The 20,290-nt window shown below is 71.8% G+C and carries 20 protein-coding genes; 14 read left to right on the top strand and 6 right to left on the bottom strand.

The window, feature by feature from the left end; all coding sequences use genetic code 11:
- Positions 1 to 103: 103 nt before the first annotated feature.
- Entirely contained in the window at positions 104 to 1,081 is a 978-nt protein-coding gene (locus QSK39_RS17305; protein ID WP_285478765.1) for a GlxA family transcriptional regulator, read from the bottom strand.
- Positions 1,082 to 1,179: 98 nt separating this feature from the next.
- Between QSK39_RS17305 and QSK39_RS17300 the strand changes: the two genes are divergently transcribed.
- The 5 genes from QSK39_RS17300 to QSK39_RS17280 all read left to right on the top strand — a co-directional run bounded on the left by QSK39_RS17300 (position 1,180) and on the right by QSK39_RS17280 (position 7,525).
- Positions 1,180 to 1,884, top strand: a complete 705-nt coding sequence (locus tag QSK39_RS17300; protein WP_285478764.1) for a DJ-1/PfpI family protein — start codon at positions 1,180 to 1,182, stop codon at positions 1,882 to 1,884.
- Between the two features lie 101 nt (positions 1,885 to 1,985).
- Positions 1,986 to 4,928, top strand: a complete 2,943-nt coding sequence (locus QSK39_RS17295; protein WP_285478763.1) for an AfsR/SARP family transcriptional regulator — start codon at positions 1,986 to 1,988, stop codon at positions 4,926 to 4,928.
- Between the two features lie 128 nt (positions 4,929 to 5,056).
- Positions 5,057 to 5,539 carry a hypothetical protein gene (locus QSK39_RS17290; protein WP_284748890.1) on the top strand — a complete coding sequence of 161 codons (483 nt, stop codon included), beginning with the start codon at positions 5,057 to 5,059 and terminating at the stop codon, positions 5,537 to 5,539.
- Positions 5,540 to 5,627: 88 nt separating this feature from the next.
- Positions 5,628 to 5,993, top strand: a complete 366-nt coding sequence (locus QSK39_RS17285) for an SPW repeat domain-containing protein (RefSeq protein ID WP_285478762.1) — start codon at positions 5,628 to 5,630, stop codon at positions 5,991 to 5,993.
- A gap of 80 nt (positions 5,994 to 6,073) precedes the next feature.
- Positions 6,074 to 7,525: an MFS transporter gene (locus QSK39_RS17280; RefSeq protein WP_285478761.1), complete on the top strand. Its 1,452-nt coding sequence runs from the start codon at positions 6,074 to 6,076 to the stop codon at positions 7,523 to 7,525.
- A gap of 4 nt (positions 7,526 to 7,529) precedes the next feature.
- On the opposite strand, the gene QSK39_RS17275 is transcribed toward QSK39_RS17280, so the two are convergent.
- The 4 genes from QSK39_RS17275 to QSK39_RS17260 all read right to left on the bottom strand — a co-directional run bounded on the left by QSK39_RS17275 (position 7,530) and on the right by QSK39_RS17260 (position 13,051).
- Positions 7,530 to 8,600, bottom strand: coding sequence for a DNA polymerase ligase N-terminal domain-containing protein (locus QSK39_RS17275; protein ID WP_285478760.1), 1,071 nt, complete (start codon positions 8,598 to 8,600; stop codon positions 7,530 to 7,532).
- A 52-nt stretch (positions 8,601 to 8,652) separates the two neighbouring features.
- Positions 8,653 to 10,554 carry an ABC transporter ATP-binding protein gene (locus QSK39_RS17270; protein ID WP_502873297.1) on the bottom strand — a complete coding sequence of 634 codons (1,902 nt, stop codon included), beginning with the start codon at positions 10,552 to 10,554 and terminating at the stop codon, positions 8,653 to 8,655.
- 101 nt (positions 10,555 to 10,655) lie between these two features.
- Positions 10,656 to 12,389, bottom strand: a complete 1,734-nt coding sequence (locus tag QSK39_RS17265; RefSeq protein ID WP_285478758.1) for an ABC transporter ATP-binding protein — start codon at positions 12,387 to 12,389, stop codon at positions 10,656 to 10,658.
- Complete coding sequence (locus tag QSK39_RS17260) at positions 12,383 to 13,051, bottom strand: TetR/AcrR family transcriptional regulator (RefSeq protein WP_285478757.1); 669 nt, start codon at positions 13,049 to 13,051, stop codon at positions 12,383 to 12,385. The genes QSK39_RS17265 and QSK39_RS17260 overlap by 7 nt, the downstream gene beginning before the upstream one ends.
- A 346-nt stretch (positions 13,052 to 13,397) precedes the next feature.
- On the opposite strand from QSK39_RS17260, the gene QSK39_RS17255 reads away from it, so the two are divergent.
- The 9 genes from QSK39_RS17255 to QSK39_RS17215 all read left to right on the top strand — a co-directional run bounded on the left by QSK39_RS17255 (position 13,398) and on the right by QSK39_RS17215 (position 20,080).
- Complete coding sequence (locus QSK39_RS17255) at positions 13,398 to 14,822, top strand: sensor histidine kinase (protein WP_285478756.1); 1,425 nt, start codon at positions 13,398 to 13,400, stop codon at positions 14,820 to 14,822.
- Positions 14,819 to 15,256 carry a roadblock/LC7 domain-containing protein gene (locus QSK39_RS17250; protein WP_125315245.1) on the top strand — a complete coding sequence of 146 codons (438 nt, stop codon included), beginning with the start codon at positions 14,819 to 14,821 and terminating at the stop codon, positions 15,254 to 15,256. Before QSK39_RS17255 ends, QSK39_RS17250 begins: the two co-directional genes overlap by 4 nt.
- A 98-nt stretch (positions 15,257 to 15,354) precedes the next feature.
- Positions 15,355 to 15,723: a DUF742 domain-containing protein gene (locus tag QSK39_RS17245; RefSeq protein ID WP_285479922.1), complete on the top strand. Its 369-nt coding sequence runs from the start codon at positions 15,355 to 15,357 to the stop codon at positions 15,721 to 15,723.
- Entirely contained in the window at positions 15,698 to 16,318 is a 621-nt protein-coding gene (locus QSK39_RS17240; RefSeq protein WP_285478755.1) for a GTP-binding protein, read from the top strand. The genes QSK39_RS17245 and QSK39_RS17240 overlap by 26 nt, the downstream gene beginning before the upstream one ends.
- A gap of 34 nt (positions 16,319 to 16,352) precedes the next feature.
- Positions 16,353 to 17,579: a styrene monooxygenase/indole monooxygenase family protein gene (locus tag QSK39_RS17235; RefSeq protein ID WP_285478754.1), complete on the top strand. Its 1,227-nt coding sequence runs from the start codon at positions 16,353 to 16,355 to the stop codon at positions 17,577 to 17,579.
- A 95-nt stretch (positions 17,580 to 17,674) separates the two neighbouring features.
- A complete protein-coding gene (ku, locus tag QSK39_RS17230) occupies positions 17,675 to 18,553 on the top strand; it encodes a non-homologous end joining protein Ku (protein WP_285478753.1) in 879 nt (292 codons plus the stop codon).
- Positions 18,554 to 18,669: 116 nt separating this feature from the next.
- Complete coding sequence (locus tag QSK39_RS17225) at positions 18,670 to 18,879, top strand: hypothetical protein (protein WP_285478752.1); 210 nt, start codon at positions 18,670 to 18,672, stop codon at positions 18,877 to 18,879.
- Positions 18,880 to 19,121: 242 nt separating this feature from the next.
- Entirely contained in the window at positions 19,122 to 19,439 is a 318-nt protein-coding gene (gene cmtR / locus QSK39_RS17220) for a Cd(II)/Pb(II)-sensing metalloregulatory transcriptional regulator CmtR (protein WP_284748903.1), read from the top strand.
- A complete protein-coding gene (locus QSK39_RS17215; protein WP_502873283.1) occupies positions 19,424 to 20,080 on the top strand; it encodes a cation efflux transmembrane domain-containing protein in 657 nt (218 codons plus the stop codon). The genes cmtR and QSK39_RS17215 overlap by 16 nt, the downstream gene beginning before the upstream one ends.
- Before the next feature lie 31 nt (positions 20,081 to 20,111).
- Here the strand turns inward: QSK39_RS17215 and QSK39_RS17210 are convergent, their stop codons facing one another.
- The gene (locus QSK39_RS17210; RefSeq protein WP_284748905.1) at positions 20,112 to 20,267 is read right to left on the bottom strand and encodes a hypothetical protein; all 156 of its coding nucleotides are present in this window, start codon (positions 20,265 to 20,267) and stop codon (positions 20,112 to 20,114) included.
- Between the last annotated feature and the right edge of the window lie 23 nt (positions 20,268 to 20,290).

The raw sequence follows: 20,290 nt of genomic DNA, 5'->3' as shown, positions 1-20,290 counted from the left end.
TCGACCGCCTGATCACGTGAGCCGGCTGCGCCCTCGGCGTGATCTGGAGGCCGACACGCGTGATCGAATGGACGACACGCGTGATTGCGGGGTCGACACGGCGTCAGCCGTAGGCCTGGCGGACGTGGACGCGCCGGTAGGCCGACGGCGGGGTGTCGAAGTGGTCGAGGAACGCCTGCCGCAGGGTTTCCGTCGAGCCGAAGCCGCAGCGGCGGGCGATCGTCGCCAGGGGGAGGTCGCTGCCGGAGAGCAGGCGGGCCGCGTGCTCGGTGCGGACCGTGCGGACGTACTTGCCCGGCGTAGTCCCGAGGTGCGCGTCGAACAGGCGGGTCAGCTGGCGGGTGCTGATCCCCGCGCGGGCCGCCAGTGCCGGCGTGCCGAGGTCTTCGTCGAGGTGCTCGGCGATGTACGCGGTCAGGTCGCGGACCTCGCGGTGCTCCGGCGGCGGGCCGGCCAGGAACAGGCTGACCTGGGCCTGGTTCCCCGGCCGCTGCAGGTACGTCACCAGGGACCGGGCTACCTCACGCGCCAGCGTCGGCCCGTGGTCGGCCTCCACGAGCGCCATCGTCAGGTCCAGCCCGCTGGTCACCCCGGCGGCCGTGTAGACGTTGCCGTGCTGGATGTAGAGCGGCACCGGGTCCACCGTCACCGCCGGGTACGCGTCCGCCAGCCTCGCCGCCCAGCGCCAGTGGGTCGTCGCGCGGCGGCCGTTGAGCAGGCCCGCCGCGGCGAGCACCTCCGCGCCCGTGCAGACCGACGCCACCCGCCTGCTGGTCTGGGCCAGCCGCCGCAGGTGGGCCAGCACGCGCTCGTCGGACGCCGCCGTCGTGCTGCCCCAGCCGCCCGCGACGATCAGCGTGTCGAGGTCGCCCGCCACCTGGTCGAGACGGAGGTGGGGCTGCAGGATCAGCCCGGAGCACGTGCGGATGGCCTGGCCGTCGATCGTGGCGAGCCGGATCTCGTACGGCGGGCGGGCGCCGTGGCGGTTGGCGGCGTCGAGGACGTCCGCCGGGCAGGCGACGTCCAGCAGCTCGACGTCGGGAAATCCGACGATCGTGACCCGTCTGGGTGAGCCTGCCATGATCGCACGCTAGCAGCCGGACCGGCCTTCGGACGCGGTTCGCAGGATTTCGGACATCCGCGTCCACCGCACCGGCGCTCCCCGCCAGGGTGAGGGGTATGACCGCTGAGCAGAAGACCCTCGCCTTCGTCGTCTACCCGGGCCTGACGCCGCTGGACCTGGTGGGCCCGCTCCAGGTGCTGAGTGCCCTGGCCCAGATGGACCCGCGCTTCCGGACCGTGGTCGTCGGCGCCACGAAGGACACCGTCGGCACCGACACGCCGCTGAGCGTCGCGCCGAGCCACACCTTCGACGAGGTGCCCGCGCCCTACGCGGTGCTGGTGCCCGGCGGCACCGTGCCGACGCTGCGGGCCATGGCGGACGAGCGCCTCCTCGCCTGGCTGCGCACCGCGGCCGCCGGTGCCGAGCTGGTGACGTCGGTCTGCACCGGCGCCCTGATCCTGGGCGCGGCCGGGCTCCTCGAAGGCAGGCGGGCCACCACCCACTGGATGTTCCGGGACGTGCTGACCGGCCTGGGCGCGACGCCGGTGGCCGAGCGCTGGGTCGAGGACGGCCCGGTGATCACCGCGGCGGGCGTCTCGGCCGGGATCGACCTCGCGCTGCACCTGGTCGAACGGCTGGCCGGACGGCAGCTCGCGACGAACGTCCAGTTCGCCATCGAGTACGACCCGGAGCCGCCGCAGGGCGCTCTGGACTGGGAAAACCAGCCCTACGGCGACCTCAAGCCGCTGCGCGAGCACACGCTGAAGGCCGGGCTGGCGGACAATCCGGAGCTCCTGGGCAAGCTGCTCGCGCACACCTGAACCAACGTCGTCGGCCATCCGGGTGAACGAGGGAAATGCCAGAGTCCGGACGGCTACATTCACCCCGCTCGATCAGGTGATCTCGCGGGTGAGGTGTAGCCGTGCGGTTCCAGGTCCTCGGCCCGATGACGGCCTCCGTCGCGCTGCCGTCGGCGGCTCAGCCACGCCGGCTGCTCGCCGTCCTGCTCGCGCGCGCCGGCCAGTACGTCGGCCGCGACACGCTCGTCGACGAGCTGTGGCCGGACGGCGCGCCGTCCAGCGCCGCGGCGATCGTGCAGGTCACCGTGTCGAAGCTGCGCAAGACGCTCTCGCCCGGCCTCGGGGCGGCCGAGGCCGGGCAGCGCCTGCGCTCGGGGCCTCGTGGGTACGCGCTGACCGTCGAGCCGGGGGAGCTGGACGCGGACGACTTCCTGACGCTGCTGTCCTCCGGCGCCGACGACCGCGCGCAACGCCGGCGCGCGCTCGAACGGGCGCTGGCGTGCTGGCGGGGTGACGCCTTCGCCGACGTCGCGGGCGGGCCGCTGCTGGAGGCGCACAAGCTGTGGCTGGAGGACCGGCGCTCGGCCGCGTTGCTGCAGCTGGTCGAGCTGGAACTCGCCGACGGTGACGGCCGGGCCGTCGTCGAACGGCTCGACCCGGTCGTCGCGGCCCGCCCCGCCGACGAGCGGTTCGCCGCCCGGCTCGCGTCCGCGCTCGGTGCCGTCGGCCACCGCGAATCGGCCCTGGAGGTGCTCCGCCGGACGCGGCGGGCGCTCTGGGAGGAGGCGGGCGTCTGGCCGGGTGACGACCTCGTCGCGGTGTACCGCCGGATCGCCGGCACCGACTGGACGACGCCCGGGCCGCCCGCCCAGCTCCCGCCCGCGGTGCCCGACTTCACCGGCCGCACGGCCGAGCTCGCCGACGTCGCCCGGGCTCTGCGCGGCCCGGGCCCGGTCGTGCTGCACGGGGCCGCCGGCGCCGGGAAGTCCGCGCTGGCGGTGCAAGCGGCGTGGCGGGCGCGCCGCCGGTTCCCCGACGGCCAGCTGACGGCGTCGCTGCGGGACGCCGACCCGGCGACGATCCTGACCGGGTTCCTGCGCCTGCTCGGCGCGACCCCCGCGGAACTGGCCGACCGCGCCGGCCTGACCGGGCTCTGGCGCAGCTACACCGCGGACCGGCGGCTGCTGGTGCTGCTGGAGGACGTCACGAACGAGGCCCAGGTGCGGGCACTGCTGCCGAGCGGGCCCGGCTGCGCGACGCTGGTCACCGCGCGCCGGGAGCTGCCCGGCCTGTGCGGAGCCAGGCCGATCCCGGTCGCCGGACTGTCCACAGAGGACGCCTGGGCGTTGCTCGAGGCGATCGCGGGGGAGGAGCGGCTGCGGGCGGAACCCGACGCGGTGCACCGGCTTCTCGGCCACTGCGCCGGGCTCGCGCTCGCCGTCCGGATCGCCGGGGTGAAGCTCGCCGCGCGGCCGAACCAGCGCGTCTCCGACGTCGCGGCCCGGCTCGCCGACGACCGCCGCCGGCTCGACGAGCTGACCACGGGCGATCTCGGCGTCCGCACCGCCGTGACGTCGGCCCTGCGCGAACGGCCCGCCCCGGACCGCTACCTGCTGCGGCTGCTCGCCGCGTTCGCCGGGCCCGTCCCGGACTGGTGTGCCGCCGCGCTGCTGGACCGTCCCCTCGACGAGGCTCGCGACCGGCTCGACACCCTGGCCGGCGCCCACCTGCTGGACCCGGCCGGGACGCACTGGGCCGTGGCGCCGTTCGCGCGCCTCGTCCTGACCGAAGGCACGCCGCCGGAGACGGACCGGGTCGCGCTGCGCCGCGCGTGCGAGGTCACGCTCGCGCTCGCCGAACACGCCCGGGGCCGAACGCCGGCCGGCTCGGCGAAGCCGGATCCCGCCGCACTGCGGCAGGTCGCGGCCGATCCGGCGGCCTGGGCGGCCGAAGAGTCCGCGCACCTGGCCGCGGCCGCGCGGCTGGCCGGCGCGCACGGCTGGCACGACCTCACCGAGCGCCTCGCCGACGCCTACACCGCGCTGGCCGGCACGCCGTGGCTCGGCCACGCCGCCCGCGCCGTCTCGGTGCTCGGCCTCGCCGCGGCCCGCCGCCGCCAGGACCCGCACGCCGAAGCCGAAAAGCTCTACAACCTCGGCTCGGTGCACTGGCAGCACGGCCGCGCGCGGCAGGCGCGGAACTACTTCGTCATGGCCGAGAACCGCTTCCGGCGGCTGGACGACCCGCAGGGCACCGGCGCGGTGCTGGCCGCGCGCGCCGACGTCGACCTCGACGGCGGTGACCCGCGGGCCGCCGAGGCCGCGCTGGTGGAGGCGCTCGGCCTGCTGCGCGAGTGCGGCGACCGCCACGGGCAGGCGGCCGCGGCGGCGCAGCTGGGATCGCTGGCCGAGGACGTCGGGGACGTGCGGCGCGCCGTCGAGAGCTTCGAAGTGAGCATGCTGCTGGCCCGGGAGTGCGACGACGGCCGCGGGCACGACCACGCCGCCAAGCGCTACGCCGACGTCCTGCGCCGCCACGGCGGCTGCGACCAGGCCGCCGACCTGCTCACCGGCGCGCTCGGCGGCGCCGTGCGCACCCGCGAGCGGCACTGGGAGGCGCACGTCCTGCGCAGCCTCGGCGACCTGCACACCGACGCGGGGGAACTCGGTGAGGGGGAAGGCTGCCTGACGCGCTCGCTGGCGCTGTTCGAGCAGATCGGGCACCGGCACGCCGCCGCCTACACCCACCGCAGCCTCGCCGAGCTCCGCCGCCGGGCGGGCGACCCGGCGGGCGCGCGGTGGCACCTGCGCGTCGCGATGGGCGTGTTCCGGGACCTGCGGGACCGCCGCGGTGCCGGGTACACCCTGCTCAGCCTCGGCCGGACCCACGCGGACGAGGGAGCCGGACCGGAGGCCGCGCGGCTGCTGCGGACCTCGGCCGGGGTGTTCGCGGAGCTCGGGTTCCCGCTGTGGGAGCTGCGCGCGCTGCGGGAGCTCACGGCCGTCACCAGTGAATCCCCGGCACAGGACCGGACTCGTGAAGTCTTGACGAAGATCAGGACCTGACCCGCTCCCGCCGGGATCCGCGGCCGCGCCGTTTGGCGAAGTTATGGCCGTCCCGATTTGGCTGCCGCCGTTCTGATCGTCGTACCCCGAGGAGGCAAGGCATGCCGGGACAACGGATGCTCACGCGCGTGGCAGTGGGATTGACCGCTTCGGCCGCGACGGTGGCGTTCGCCACCATCGGCACGGCGTCGGCGAGCGTCGAGGTCACCAAGCTCAGCCAGTCGGCCGCCGCGTCGCAGCTGTCCGCCGCCGGGGTCACCCACTCGTCGAGCGGGGGCTGCACCACGCGGTCCAACTCGACCTGCACGTCCTACGAGCAGATCAACCAGACCACGGTCACCGGCGTGATCACGCTGAAGCGGGCCAGCGGCTGCGCGATCAACATCACCGGCGGGACCGAGGTGGGCCACGCGTCGGGCACCTACAGCCACTACAACGGCTACAAGGTGGACATCTCGCACAACAGCTGCATCGACAACTACATCAAGAACTCCTTCAGCTACATCGGGCTGCGCGGGGACGGCTACCCGCAGTGGAAGGCCGGCTCCGGCAACCTCTACTGCGACGAAGGCAACCACTGGGACATCACGTACTACACCTGCGGCTGCTGAGGGCCGGTACGGGGCCTGCCCGTCTCGAGGGCTGCGGGCAGTCCCCGGTTACCGGCCGCCACTGCCGGGGTACTTCTCCGGAGTGGAGATGAAATCGCCCGGCACCCCGCGCACCGCCGTGCTCGGCGCGGCCGCGGGTCTCGTCCTGCTCGCCGGTCTCTACTGCGTGCTCGCCCCCTGGGTCGCCGGTTTCGGCGGGGCGGGCGTGCTCGCGTTCAGCAACACCGTCGTCGGCGTGGTCCTGGTCGCCCTCGCGATCGCCCGCACCGCGACGCGGCGGCTGCGGTTCCTCGGCTGGGTCGTCCCGGTGCTCGGCGCGTGGGCGGCGCTTTCGCCGTGGCTGCTGCGGCAGGCGGCCGGGACGCAGCCGTCGACGGCCGCGCTCGTCGGCAACGTCGTCGCCGGCGCGGTGGCCGTCATGGCGGGCGTGGTCGTGGTGGTCCGCCGGGACTGACCTCGCAGCAGGGGAGATGAGCACACCGCATCCCGGTTCGTACGGTCGTTCGCACGAGCGGAACGAGCATGGGAGCGCGGATGACCCTCGCAGAATCGGCGCGGCCGGACACGGCCACGCGGCCGGCGGACCCCCGGCGCCTGGCGGCGCTGATCTTGCTCTGCGCGGCCAACTTCATGGTGATCCTCGACTCCCAGACCGTGATCATGGGCGTGCCGGTGATCGCGGCGGACCTCGGGCTCTCGCCGGTCGAGGCGCAGTGGATCCTCTCGGGCAACCTGCTGACGTTCGGTGGCCTGCTGCTGCTCGGCGGCCGGGCCGCGGACCTGCTCGGGCGCCGCAAGCTCTTCATGATCGGCACCGCACTGTTCCTGCTGGTGTCGCTGCTTTCGGCGCTCGCCACGGCAGGTCCGCTGCTGCTGGCCGCGCGGGCGCTGCACGGGATTTCCGCGGCGCTGATGGCACCGACGGCACTGGCGATCCTCACCGACACCTTCCCGGAAGGCCGCGAGCGCAACCGCGCGTTCGCCGCGTGGTCGGGGATCGCCGCGCTGGGCGCCACGATCGGCCTGCTGCTCGGCGGCGCATTGCTCGACTGGTTCGGCTGGCAGAGCCTCTTCTACGTCAACGTCCCGGTCGCCGCGCTGATGCTGGCGCTGAGCCCGGTGCTGCTGCGGGAGAGCCGGGACCCCTCGGCGCACCGCACCTTCGACGTCACGGGCGCGGTGCTCACCACCGCGGCACTGGGCCTGCTGGTGTACGTGCTGGTCGAGGCGCCCACGTGGGGCTGGACCAGCTCGCGCACGCTCGGCCTCACGGCGGTCTTCCTGGTGCTGGTCGCGGCGACGGTCGTCGTCGAGCGGCGGTCGGCGGCCCCGCTGCTGCCCGCCCGGTTGTTCCGGTCGGCCACCGTGGTCGGCGGCAACGTGCTGACGGCCCTGATGGCGATGCTCGCGTACGGGTTGTCGGTCGTGCTTTCGCAGTACGCGCTGGGCGTGCTCGGCTACACGCCGATCGTGTTCGGGCTGAGCCAGTCCGCGATGCCGATCGTGGCGGTGATCGGCGCGTACGCCGGCCAAGCCGCACTGGCCCGGCGCGGCCTCCGCCCGGTCGCGGTGACGGCGCTGCTGCTGATGGCGGTCGGGAGCTTCCTGCTGACGGGCCTGTCACCTGAGGCCGGCTACCTGACGACCGTGCTGCCGGGCCTGGTCGTGTTCGGCCTGGGTCTGGGCATCGGCCCGGTCGTCCTGGCCTCGGCGGCGCTGAACGGGGTGACGTCGTCCGACGCGGGCATCGCCTCGGGGATCAACGTGGCGGCGTTCCAGGTCGGCGGCGCGCTCGGGGTGGCGGTGGTGTCGACGATCATCGCGGTGAACTCGGCGGCCACCCCCGGCCCGGCGGGCGCGCTCGACGGCTTCCACGCGGGGATGTACGCGTGCGGCGGGATCGGGGCGGTCGGCGTGCTGGTCGCGTTGTCGCTGTTGAAGAACGCTCGGCGGGGGAAGCTGGCCGCCGTCCCGCGGGTGCACTGACGCTTCAGTTCCCGACGAAAACCCAATCACCCGAGTCGTCGCCGGGGCGGTATGCGCTGTCCGCGCGCTTCGCGACCACTCCCGGCAGGCCGTGCTGGTCGCTGGCGCCCAGGACGTCCGCGCCGCCGCCGAGGAAGTAGCGGGGGACCTGCCAGTGGCGGTCGGCCACCGGCAGGTTCTCCAGCAGCTCGCGGCGCTCGGTGTACGGCAGGGAAAGCGTCGGCTTACCGTCGAGGTGCAGGACGTCGGCGGCGAAGTAGAACACCGGGCAGTGCGTCTTCAACCGCTTCGCCGCGTTGCCGTCGGCACGGCGGCGCTCTTCGAGGCCTTCGGGGGAGGGCTTGCCGTCCTTGATCACGACCACTTCGCCGTCCAGCAGCACTTCCGTCGAGCCGAGCTCTTCGCCCAGCTTGTGGAAGTCCGGGTAGCGGCCGGTGACGTCGGCGCCGGTCTCGTCGTGGGCGATGACGCGGCCGCCGGAGATCTGCAGCATCGTGCGCAGGCCGCCCCACGCGAACTCGTAGGCCCACTCGCCGTCGTCGTCCGGGAGCTCGCCCGGGATCGCCGTCATCGGCTCGACGAACTCCGGTGCGTCCTCGTGCCCCGGCTCGGCCGGGTCGAGGCGCCGCAACATCCAGTCGCGGGCGTCGTCGACGTTGTGCCGGTTGAGGAACAGGTACTTGCCGCGCGCCCGCTCGCCGTGGAAGACGACCTCGACCTTGTGGTCGTTCCAGTGCAGGGTCTCGTACTTCCCGGTGTCCCACACGGTCATCCGGCCGCCGCCGTACTCGCCCGCCGGGATCTCGCCCTCGAACGTGAGGTACTCCATCGGGTGGTCCTCGGTGTGCACCGCGAGCCGGTTCACCCCGGGTGCGAGCGGCAGCCCCCGCGGCACGGCCCAGGACACGAGCACGCCGTCGCGCTCCAGCCGGAAGTCCCAGTGCAGCCGGGAAGCGTGGTGCTCCTGGATGACGAAGAGGTCGTTGCCGCCCGGTTCCGGCGGACCGTCGGGCCAGGGTTCGGGGGTGCGGTCCTTCCCGCGCTTGCCGCGGTACTCCTCGAGCCGGTCGGCCATCGGTGCCCGGTACCCCTTCCGCTGGAGAGCTTCCAGAGTACCGGGCCCCGCGTCAGTCCGTCTCGGCCATGGCCTCGGCGAACTGCGCCGCGTACAGCCGCGCGTAAGCGCCACCGCTGCCCAGCAGCGTTTCGTGGTCGCCGTGCTCGACGATCTGGCCGTGCTCCATCACCAGGATCACGTCGGCGTCCCGGATCGTGGAGAGCCGGTGCGCGATGACGAAGCTGGTGCGGCCGGTGCGCAGCTCGTTCATCGCCCGCTGGATGAGCACCTCGGTGCGGGTGTCGACCGAGCTGGTCGCCTCGTCCAGGATGAGGATGACCGGCTTGGCCAGGAACGCCCGCGCCACCGTGATCAGCTGCTTCTCACCCGCGCTGACCGTGCCGCCCTCGTCGTCGAGGACCGTCTCGTAGCCGTCCGGCAGGGTCCTGACGAACCGGTCGACGTACGTCGCCGTCGCCGCTTCGATGATCTCCTCGCGGGTCGGGTCGTCGGCGCCGTAGGCGATGTTCTCCGCGATCGTGCCGCCGAACAGCCACGCGTCCTGCAGCACCATGCCGGTCTGGTCGCGCAGCTCCTCGCGGTTCATCTTCGCGATGTCGACGCCGTCGAGCGTGATCCGCCCGCTGTCGAGCTCGTAGAACCGCATGAGCAGGTTGACCAGCGTCGTCTTGCCGGCCCCGGTCGGGCCGACGATCGCCACCGTCTGGCCGGGTTCGACCGTCAGCGACAGGTCGTCGATGAGCGGCTTGTCCGGCAGGTAGCGGAACGAGACGTCCTGGAACTCGACGCGCCCCCGGATGTCGGACGGCCGCTCCGGGTCGGCCGGCTCCGGTGCCTGCTCCTCGGCGTCGAGGAGCGCGAACACCCGCTCGGCCGAGGCGACGCCGGACTGCAGCAGGTTCGCCATGCTGGCGATCTGCGTGACCGGCTGGCTGAACTGGCGCGAGTACTGGATGAACGCCTGGACCTCGCCGAGCGTCAGGCTGCCCGACGCGACGCGCAGCGCACCGATCACCGCCACCAGCACGTAGCTCAGGTTGCCGATGAACATCATGGCCGGCTGGATCATCCCGGAGATGAACTGCGCCCGGAAGCTCGCTTCGTACAGCGTTTCGTTCTGCTTGTCGAAGATCGCCGCGGACTCGTCGCGGCGGCCGAACACCTTGACCAGCGAGTGCCCGGTGTACATCTCCTCGACGTGTGCGTTGAGCTTCCCGGTCGTCGACCACTGCTTGATGAAGTTCGGCTGCGCCCGCTTCCCGATCTTCGCCGCCACGACCGCCGAGAGCGGCACGGTCAGCAGCGCGATCAGCGCCAGCAGCGGCGAGATCAGGAACATCATGATCAGCACGCCGATCACCGTCAGCAGCGACGAGACGATCTGCGACAGCGTCTGCTGCAGCGACATCGCCAGGTTGTCGATGTCGTTGGTGACGCGGGAAAGGACCTCGCCGCGCGGCTGGCGGTCGAAGTACTTCAGCGGCAGCCGGGCGAACTTGTCCTCGACGTCCTGGCGCAGCCGGTACACCGCGTTCTGCACCAGGGTGGTCGTCAGCCGGGCCTGGATGAGCCCGAAGAACGACGCGATGACGAACAGCGCCAGCACGGTCAGCAGGATCTGCCCGACCTTGTCGAAGTCGATGCCCACGCCGGGCACGAGGTCGACGCGGCCGTAGATGTCGGCGAGCGTGCCGTTGCCCTGGGCGCGCAGCCCGGCGACGATCTGCTCCTTGGTGACGCCCGGCGGCACCTGCTTGCCGAGCACACCCGCGAGGATCGCGTCGGTGGCCTGGCCGAGGATCTTCGGCCCGATCACCGTCAGCGCGACGCTCGCCGCGCCGAGCACGAGCACGCCGATCAGGTGGAGCCGTTGCGGGGCGAGCATCCGCAGCAGCCGCTTGAGGGAACCCTTGAAGTCGAGGGCCTTCTCCGGCGGGGCGCCGCCGGCCATCCACCGGCCGGGCCCGGCGGTCGCGGCCCCGGTGTTCTTCTGCCGCTCGGCGGTCGGCCGTTCCCCCGCTTCGGTGACAGCGGGCTTGGCGTCCGTGGTACTCACGCCGCCTCCTGTTCGGTCAGCTGGGACAGCACGATCTCCCGGTAGGTTTCGTTGCCGTCGAAGAGTTCGTGGTGGGTGCCGGTGCCGACGACGCGGCCCTCGTCGAGGACGATGATGCGGTCGGCGCCGCGGATGGTGCTGACGCGCTGCGCGACGATGATCACCGTCGCGTCGGCGGTCTCCGAGACCAGCGCGCGGCGCAGGGCCGCGTCGGTCGCGTAGTCCAGCGCCGAGAACGAGTCGTCGAAGAGGTAGATCTCCGGCTTGTGGACCAGCATCCGCGCGATCGCGAGCCGCTGCCGCTGGCCGCCCGAGACGTTCGTGCCGCCCTGGGAGATCGGCGCGTCGAGCCCTTCGGGCATCGCCGCGACGAAGTCCTTGCCCTGGGCCACTTCCAGCGCGTGCCACAGCTCTTCGTCGGTGGCGTCGGGGTTGCCGTAGCGCAGGTTGCTGGCCACCGTCCCGGCGAACAGGTACGGCTTCTGCGGCACGAGCCCGACCGCCCGGGCGAGCACGCCCGCGTCGAGGTCGCGCACGTCTACGCCGTCGACCTTCACCGTGCCCTTCGTGGCGTCCATGAGCCGCGGGATCAGGTTGAGCAGCGTGGTCTTGCCGGTGCCCGTCGACCCGATCACGGCGGTGGTCTCACCCGGCCGCCCGATCAGCGAGATGTCGCACAGCACCGGCTTTTCCGCGCCGGGGTAGCGGAACTCGACACCGGAGAGCTCGAGGTGGCCGTGCACCTCGCCGGGCGTGATCGGCGACACCGGCAGGCGGACGCTCGACTCGGTGTCGAGCACCTCGCTGATCCGCTCGGCGCTGACCTCCGCGCGCGGCACCATCATGAACATGAAGGTGGCCATCATGACCGACATCAGGATCTGCAGCAGGTAGGACAGGAACGCCGTCAGGGCCCCGATCTGCATGCTGCCGGAGTCGATGCGCTGCCCGCCGAACCACAGCACGGCGACGCTGGAGGCGTTCATCACCAGCATGACGATCGGGAACATCAGCGCCATCAGCCTGCCGACGCGCAGCGAAACCGTGAGCAGCTGGTCGTTCGCGGCGTCGAAGCGCTCGCGCTCGTGCTTGTCGCGGACGAACGCGCGGATGACGCGGATGCCCATGATCTGCTCGCGCAGCACCTGGTTGATCTTGTCGATCCGCTCCTGCATCAGGCGGAACGCCGGGCGCATCTTGGTGATGATCGTGCCGACCGCGACCGCCAGCACCGGCACGATCACCAGCAGCAGCGAGGAGAGCGGCACGTCCAGGTTCAGCGCCAGGATGATCCCGCCGACGCACATGATCGGCGCCGACACCATCAGCGTCAGCGTCATCACGACCAGCATCTGGATCTGCTGGACGTCGTTCGTGGTGCGGGTGATCAGCGACGGCGTGCCGAACTGGCCGACCTCGCGGGCCGAGAAGTCCTGCACCCGGTGGAAGACACCGGCGCGGATGTCGCGGCCGACCGCCATCGCGGTGCGGGCGCCGTAGTACACCGCGCCGATGGAGCCGGCGATCTGGGCGAGCGTCACGGCGAGCATCACGGCGCCGACGCGCAGGATGTACCCCATGTCGCCCTTGATCAGCCCGTTGTCGACGATGTCGGCGTTGAGCGTCGGCAGGTAGAGCATGGCGATCGTCTGCACGAGCTGCAGCGCCACGATCACCCACAACGTGGTTTTGTACGGGCGCAGGTGACTGCGCAGGAGCTTGACTAGCACAACGGTTCCCCCAGTGATGTGGTGGTGGTGTCCGGTCCGGGTCGTAGCGGGGTGGTGCCGGTCAGGGTGGGCATCCCGGTGGCCAGCTCGTCCAGCAGCCGTTCCAGGGTCGGGAGGAACGGCTCGCCCTCGGTCATGAACCAGTTGACGAAGGCGACGCGGACGGCGCTTTCCACCGTGGAGGCCATCAGCCGGCACAGGAGGTGGTCCGCCCCGCCCGCCCGCTTCGCGATGGTCTCGGCGAGGACGCGTTCGACCGCCGCGTGGGCGTTGAGGAACTCGCCGCGCAGCATGAGCTGGCCCATCAGCTCCCGGATACGCGCAACATACGCGCGATCCGGCTCGCCCTCACGCGAATATTGCTCGATCACCGCCTGCTTCACGGACTCCCAGAGCGGCTCGCCCTCGGGCCGGGCGAGCAGGGCTTCGCGCATCCCCTCGTGGCGGTCGACGACCATCGAGCAGACCGCCTGCTCCTTGCTGGAGAAGTAGTTGTTGAATGTGCGGGGCGAGACACCGACCTCGGTGGCGATGTCCTCGACCCGCACGTTCTCCAGCCCGCGGTCCAGCGCGAGCCGCAACGCGGCCTGCGCCAGCGCGCGGCGGGCTTCGCGCTTCTTGCGTTCCCGCAGCGTCAGCTTCGGTGGTTCCCCCGGCGGCATGAACAGAGTGTAGCGAAAAACTTGCGCGCCACGCAAAAAAGTGCGTGGCCCGCAAAAATCCGGGCGAACCGGACAGGGGCGGATTCTGCTGCGCCGGCCCTTGCTGCCTGCGGTATCGGCGTCCGTGTGCGTTCTGTTGCGACACGCAATTTGCAAAAATGCACCGAATGGCCTAGTCCGCTGCGCTCACCAGGCGCGACGCCCCTGATCCTCGCTCACGCGACGTGATCGCGCGGGGACGGGTTGTGGACACGTCACGAGGCTTTCTGCTTGCATGTCGGTCGTCGCCGCCGGGGGTCGGCACGTCGCACCGCGTCCGAACTGAGCAAGGAAGAAGTGGGACCACATGGCCAGCCGGGCCCGGGAACTCCTGGATCGATCACGCGTCCTGCTGGACCGCTCGCGGGTCGCCGCCGCGCAGTTCCTCACCGCGCCCCCGAAGCATCCCGGGTACGCGCCCGCGGCCGGGCCCGCGCTCACGCAGCTGGCGCCCGTGGTGGTGCCCGAAGCACCGGCGGACGACGCCGTGCTGGCCGAGATCTGCGCCAGCGTCGCCCTGCGTGACCTCAACCTCCTCGACCAGCTGCTCGCCCGGCTCGAAGAGCTGGAGGCGGGGGAGGAGGACCACCACCGCCTCGCCGAGCTCTACCAGCTCGACCACCTCGCGACGCGGCTGCGGCGCAACGCCGAGAACCTGCGCGTGCTGGCCGGCCAGGAGACCGCCGACGACGCCGCCCGCGCGACCTCGCTGCTCGACGTCATGCGCGCGGCGATGTCCTCGATCGACCACTACGCCCGGATCACCATCGGCCGGGTCGTGAACCTCGGCGTCGTCGGCTTCGCCGCGGAGGACCTGGGCCGGGTGCTCGCGGAGCTGTTCGACAACGCCGCCAACCAGTCGTCGCCGAGCTCGCCGGTGAACGTCAGCGCGCACCTGACCGAGCAGGGCAGCGTGCTCGTCCGGATCGAGGACGAGGGCATCGGCATCCCCGCCGACCGCGTCGACGGTCTCAACGCGCGGCTGGCCGCCGGCGGTGAGCTCGACGACGCCGCGGCCCGCCACATGGGGCTCGCGGTGGTGTCCCGGCTCGCCGCCCGCCACGGCGTCACCGTGCGCCTGGACCGGCGCAGCCCGCACGGCACCGTGGCCACGGTGCTGCTGCCGACCGGCATCGTCACCGAGCTCGCCGAGAACGCGTGGTCGGGCACCCGCACCGTCGTCGGTTCGGGGGACCGGGTGGCGAAGCCCCCGGCTCGGGGCGGAGCCCCGGGTGGCGCTGTCGTCGGTTCGGGGGACCGGGTGGCGAAGCCCCCGGCTCGGGGCGGAGCCCCGGGTGGCGCTGTCGTCGGTTCGGGGGACCGGGCGGCGAAGCCCCCGGCTCGGGGCGGAGCCCCGCGTGGCGCTGTCACGGCGGAGCCGGTCGAGGCCGCGACCGGCGAACCGGTCACCGCCGGCGGGCTCCCGCGCCGCCGCCCGGGCACCTTCCCGCACGAAGAGCCGGTCACCGCGATCCCGCGCAAGCCCACCCCCCGCCGGCGGCCGGTCGAGCAGACCGGCGGGACCACCGCCAACGGCCTGCCGCGCCGGGTGCCCGGCAGCATCCGCGGTGCCGCGCCCGAGCCGCCGCCCCCGCCGGCCCCGGCTTCGCCGGGTGCCGGGCACGACCGGCTGCTCGCCGATCTCGGCGCCTTCGCCGACGGCGAGCGGGCCGCGCTCGCCGAGAACAACCGGTCCCAGCAGGACGAGACGCCCGGAGGAACCGCTTCGTGAGCGCCCCCCACCCGGCCCCGGCGAACTTCGCCTGGCTGCTCGACGACTTCGTGCGCAAGGTCCACGGCGTCAGCCACGCGCTGATCATGAGCGTGGACGGCTTCCCCCTCACCGCGTCCGACTCGGTCGGCGAGGCCGAGGCCGAACAGCTCGCGGCGATCGCCAGCGGCCTGCTTTCGCTGGCCGGCAACAGCGCGGCGCTGTTCGGGAAGGGCGCCTGCGAGCAGATCATCATCCGGCTCACCCACGGCTACTTCCTGTTCATGGGCATCGGTTCCGGCGCCGGGCTCGCCGTGCTGACCTCGGGCGAGGCGGACATGAAGGTGGTCGCCTACGAGATGACCCAGTTCATCACCAACGCCGGCCACGCGCTCACCCCCGAGGTGCGTGCGGAACTGCGCCAGGTGCTCACCGCGCGCCGCCCGCGGGTGTGATCGACATGCCCGACGAGCCTTTCGGGGGTCCGGGTGGCGATGCCCCCGGCTCGGGGCGGAGCCCCGGTCAGCACGAGGATGTGATTGCCGTGTCCACAGTGTCCAATTCGGGCACCGCCTTGCCGCGGCGCAGCCGCCGGATCCGGGCGTACGCGCTCACCGGTGGTCGCACCAGCACCCGCCACCAGTTGCTGGTGGAGACGCTGGTCTCGGTCCCGCAGTACGACCCGGCGCTCAGCGGCACGCTGATGCCCGAGTCGCGCTCGCTCTACGAACGCGCCCGGGCGCGGTGCTCGATCGCCGAGCTGTCGGTCGGGCTGGACCTGCCGCTGGGCGTGGTGCGGGTGCTCATCGGCGACCTCGCGTCCCAGGGCGCGGTGTTCGTCCACCCCACGGCGCACGCCTACCACCACGACACCAACGTGCTCGAGAGGATCCTTGATGGGCTCAAGCGGCTCCCCGCCTGAGGGCGAACTGCTGACGATCTCCGCGAAGATCGTCGTCGCCGGGGGCTTCGGTGTCGGCAAGACCACGTTCGTCGGGTCGGTGTCGGAAGTGCCCCCGATGAGCAACGAGGCGTGGATGACCGAGGCCGGCGAAGGGGTCGACGACATCCCGCCCGGCGGCAAGTCGACCACGACCGTCGCGATGGACTTCGGCCGCATCACGCTGCGCCCGGACCTGCTGCTGTACCTGTTCGGCACGCCCGGCCAGGCGCGGTTCTGGTTCCTCTGGGACGACTTGAGCCGGGGTGCGCTCGGCGCGGTCGTGCTGGTCGACACCAGCCGGATCGACGAGTCGTTCGCGGCGATCGACTACTTCGAGAACGACTCGGAGCTGCCGTTCGTCGTCGCGGTCAACCAGTTCGAGGGCATGCCCGTGCACGACCTCGACGAGGTCCGCGACGCACTCGCGCTGGACCCCGCCGTCCCGCTGGTCACCTGCGACGCCCGCGACCGCGCCTCGACGATCGCCACCCTGACCGAGCTGGTCGGCCACACGCTGTCGCTCGCCGTGCTGTCCGGCCCGCGCGAGCTGGCCGGCGCCACCCCGCACGCCTGATCCCCGCACGCCGGAACGAGGAGAGAAGAGCTTCATGCGCAAGGTCCTGATCGTCGGCGCCGGGCAGTCCGGGCTGCAGCTGGCCCTCGGGCTGCTGGCCGAGGACTTCGACGTCACGGTGATGTCCGCGCGGACGCCGGAGGAGATCCGGAACGGGCGGGTGATGTCGACGCAGTGCATGTTCCACGACGCGCTGCAGCACGAGCGGGATCTCGGCATCGACCAGTGGGAAGCCGACACGGTGAACGTCGAGGGCCTCGGCGTGTCCGTGGCCGCGCCGGACGGCGGGCGCGCGCTCGACTGGTTCGCCGAGCTGGACCACATCGCGCAGTCGGTCGACCAGCGGGTGAAGATGGCCGGCTGGCTCGAGCTGTTCGAGGACCGCGGCGGCAAGCTCGTCATCCACGGGGTGATGACGTCCGAACTGGACGCCTTGGCCCGCCTCTACGACCTGGTGATCATCTCGGCCGGCAAGGGCGAGCTGGTCCAGCTGTTCGACCGCGTGCCCGAACGGTCGCCGTACACGAAGCCGATGCGCGCGCTGTCGCTGGCCTACGCCCACGGCGTGCGCCCGCGGCCGGAGCACCCGGACAAGATGGCGGTGCGGTTCAACATCGTCCCCGGGGTCGGCGAGCTGTTCATGATCCCCGCGTACACGCTGAGCGGGAACTGCGACATCCTCTTCTTCGAAGGCGTGCCCGGCGGGCCGCTGGACTGCTTCGACGACCGGCCGGGCCCGGCCGAGCACTTCGCGCGGATCCTCGACCTGATGAAGCAGTTCGTGCCGTGGGAGTACGAGCGCAGCCGCGACGCCGAGCTCACCGACGCGAAGGCCACCCTGGCCGGCGGCTACACACCGGTGGTCCGCAACCCGGTCGGCACCCTGCCCGGCGGGGCGACCGTGCTGGGCATGGCCGACGTCGTCGTGGCGAACGACCCGATCACCGGCCAGGGCTCGAACAACGCGAGCCACTGCGCCGCGACCTACCTCGACGCGATCGTCGAGCGCGGCGAGCGGCCGTTCGACGCGGAGTGGATGGCGGCGACGTTCGAGCGCTACTGGGAGTACGCCCGGCACGTCACCGAATGGACGAACGCGCTGCTCCAGCCGCCGCCCCCGCACGTGCTCCAGATCCTCGGCGTGGCCGGTCAGAATCCGGCGGTCGCGCGGCGGTTCGCGAACGGTTTCACCGATCCGACGGACTTCCGGCACTGGTTCATGGATCCGGCACTCTGGGAGAAATACCTGGCAGAGGTCTAGATCGAGCACGGGCCGGACTGTCGCCGGAGGACGATTCGGGCTACGGTTGTCACGTAGCGTGAAGTCGACTGGGTGGTCTATCGGAGGTACGCGGCATGCGGGCGATGTGGAAAGGCTCGGTCTCGTTCGGGCTGGTGTCCATTCCGATCCAGCTGTACGCGGCCACCGAGAACAAGAACGTCTCGCTCCGGCAGGTGCACGAGGCCGACGGCGGCCGCATCCAGTACAAGCGGTTCTGCACGATCGACGGCGCGGAGGTGCCCTACGCCGAGATCGCCAAGGGCTACGAGCTGCCCGACGGCGAGATGGTCGTGATCACCGACACCGAGATGGCCGACCTGCCGCTGCCCACGCAGCGCACGATCGACGTCCTGGAGTTCGTGCCGATCGAGTCGATCGACCCGATCCAGTACGACCGGACGTACTACCTGGAGCCGCAGAAGAACGCGGTGAAGCCGTACATCGTGCTGCGGGACGCGCTGCACAAGTCGAGCCAGGTGGCGATCGCGAAGGTCGCGGTGCGGCAGCGGGAGAGCATGGCGGTGCTGCGGGTGCACGCCGACGTGCTGGTGATGACGACGATCCTGTGGCCGGACGAGGTCCGCGAGCCCGACTTCCCCTTCCTGCGCGACGACCCGCCGCAGATCCGGCCGCAGGAGCTGACCATGGCCGGCTCGCTGATCGACTCGCTGGCCGAGCCGGTGTTCGAGCCGGAGAAGTACCGCGACCACTACCGCGAGGCCCTCGAGGAGATGATCGAGGCCAAGGTGGCGGGGGAGGAGACGACCAAGCCGGCGGCGGTGACCGCGAAGGCCGACGTCGTCGACCTGATGGCGGCGCTGCAGGCCAGTGTGGACGCGGCGAAGAAGTCCCGCGGGGCGAAGTCCACTTCGGATGAGTCCGATGAGGACGAGGCTCCGGCGGCCGCGAAGAAGAAGCCGGCCGCGCGGAAGCGGGCGCCGAAGTCCGCCTGATCCCGTCCGGGTGGTCGCGCCGACACGCGCCGTCGCGGTCCCGTGTCCGGGTGCTTTCCGGTGGTAGGCAAGGAGTGCGAGCACACCGGGCACGAACGCGGGAAGGCGGAGCGGGCATGGAGTGCGCTTCTTGTGGCGCGGGGATCGATCACTGCCACGGCACGCTGGTGGTGCACCCGGAAGGCGGATTCGCCGAGTGCACCGAACCGGCCTGCGGGGACGGTGACCGCGTCCGGCACGCGCTGATCGTCGACTGCCAGGCCCTCGGCCGCGGGTGCGGCTGCGCGGCCGAACCGGGAAAACCCCGGCTGTACCAAGCTTCCTGAGCCTCCCGCCAGGATCCGTGAAGGCCTTCCCGGCCGGCCGCGCGCCGGCCGGGAAGGCCTTCACGGCGTCAGGAACCGGTCAAGCGCGTAACACGATCGTGTATGCAGCTGTGTACACGGGCTTGGCGATGTGCTAACACTAACGGGGTCCTTCGGCTCTCCCTCCCCCTCGGAGCCGGAGGACCCTTTATTTTCCCGGTGTCCCGTGTGGATATGTCAGCCGTGGATGTACAGTTCAGTGCATGGTGACCTGTGAGACGCGGGAGTCGGCGCTGGCCCGCATCGGACGTGCCTTGTCCGACCCGACGCGCTGCCGGATCCTGACCGCGCTGCTGGACGGCCCCGCCTACCCCGGGCGGCTCGCCGGGGAACTCGGGCTGAGCCGCTCGAACGTCTCGAACCACCTTTCGTGCCTGCGGGGGTGCGGACTCGTCGTGGCGGGCTACGAGGGCCGTCAGGTGCGGTACGAGATCGCCGACGCGCACCTGGCCCGCGCGCTGCGCGAGCTCGTCCAGGTCGTGCTGGCGGTCGAACCGCGGGACGAATGCGAACCGGCGTGACGAGCGGCGAGTGCTCCGCCGGCTGCTGCGCACCGGTGACGGTGGCCCCGGACCGCCGGTCGCTGCTGGTGCGCCGGGTCCGGCTGCTCGTGGCGGCGACCATCACCTACAACGTCGTGGAAGCGGCCGTCGCGCTGACGGCCGGTACCGAAGCGTCGTCCGGCGCGCTGGTCGGCTTCGGCCTGGACTCGATCGTCGAAGTCGCTTCGGCGGTCGCGGTCGCCTGGCAGTTCTCGGGCCGCGACCCGGAAGCCCGCGAACGGCGGGCGCTGCGGTTGATCGCGCTGTCGTTCTTCGCACTGGCCGCCTACGTGACGGCGGAGTCGGTGCGGACGTTCTTCACCGCGGCGGCACCGGAAAGCTCGGTCACCGGGGTCGTTCTCGCGGCGGTTTCATTGGTCGTGATGCCCGCTCTGTCGGCCGCTCAGCGGCGGACCGGACGGGAGCTGGGATCCGCCAGCGCGGTCGCGGATTCGCGGCAGACTTTGCTCTGCACTTACCTTTCCGCGGTCCTGCTGGCGGGGTTGCTGCTCAACGCCCTCTGGGGCTGGTGGTGGGCCGATCCGCTCGTGGCCCTCGCCATTGCCTTCGTGGCGGTGCGGGAAGGCCGAACGGCCTGGCGCGGCGAGCATTGCTGCTGACGCCGTACCAGGCCGTTCGCGAGTTCGTGGATCAGTACCAGTGCGCACGCCCACCGACCCGGCGGCCGGTGCCACCGAGGATGGCCAGTGCCACGCCGGCCACCGCGAGAATGATGCCGATGGTGTAAAGCACCGGGATACCCACGATGAACCCGATGATGAGGAGAATTACACCGAGAACGATCACTTTGACACACACTCCTTCGCACG

The sequence above is a fragment of the Amycolatopsis sp. NBRC 101858 genome (assembly GCF_030269325.1).
Lineage (GTDB): Bacteria > Actinomycetota > Actinomycetes > Mycobacteriales > Pseudonocardiaceae > Amycolatopsis > Amycolatopsis ponsaeliensis.
This window is presented reverse-complemented; position numbering and strand designations above follow the sequence as displayed.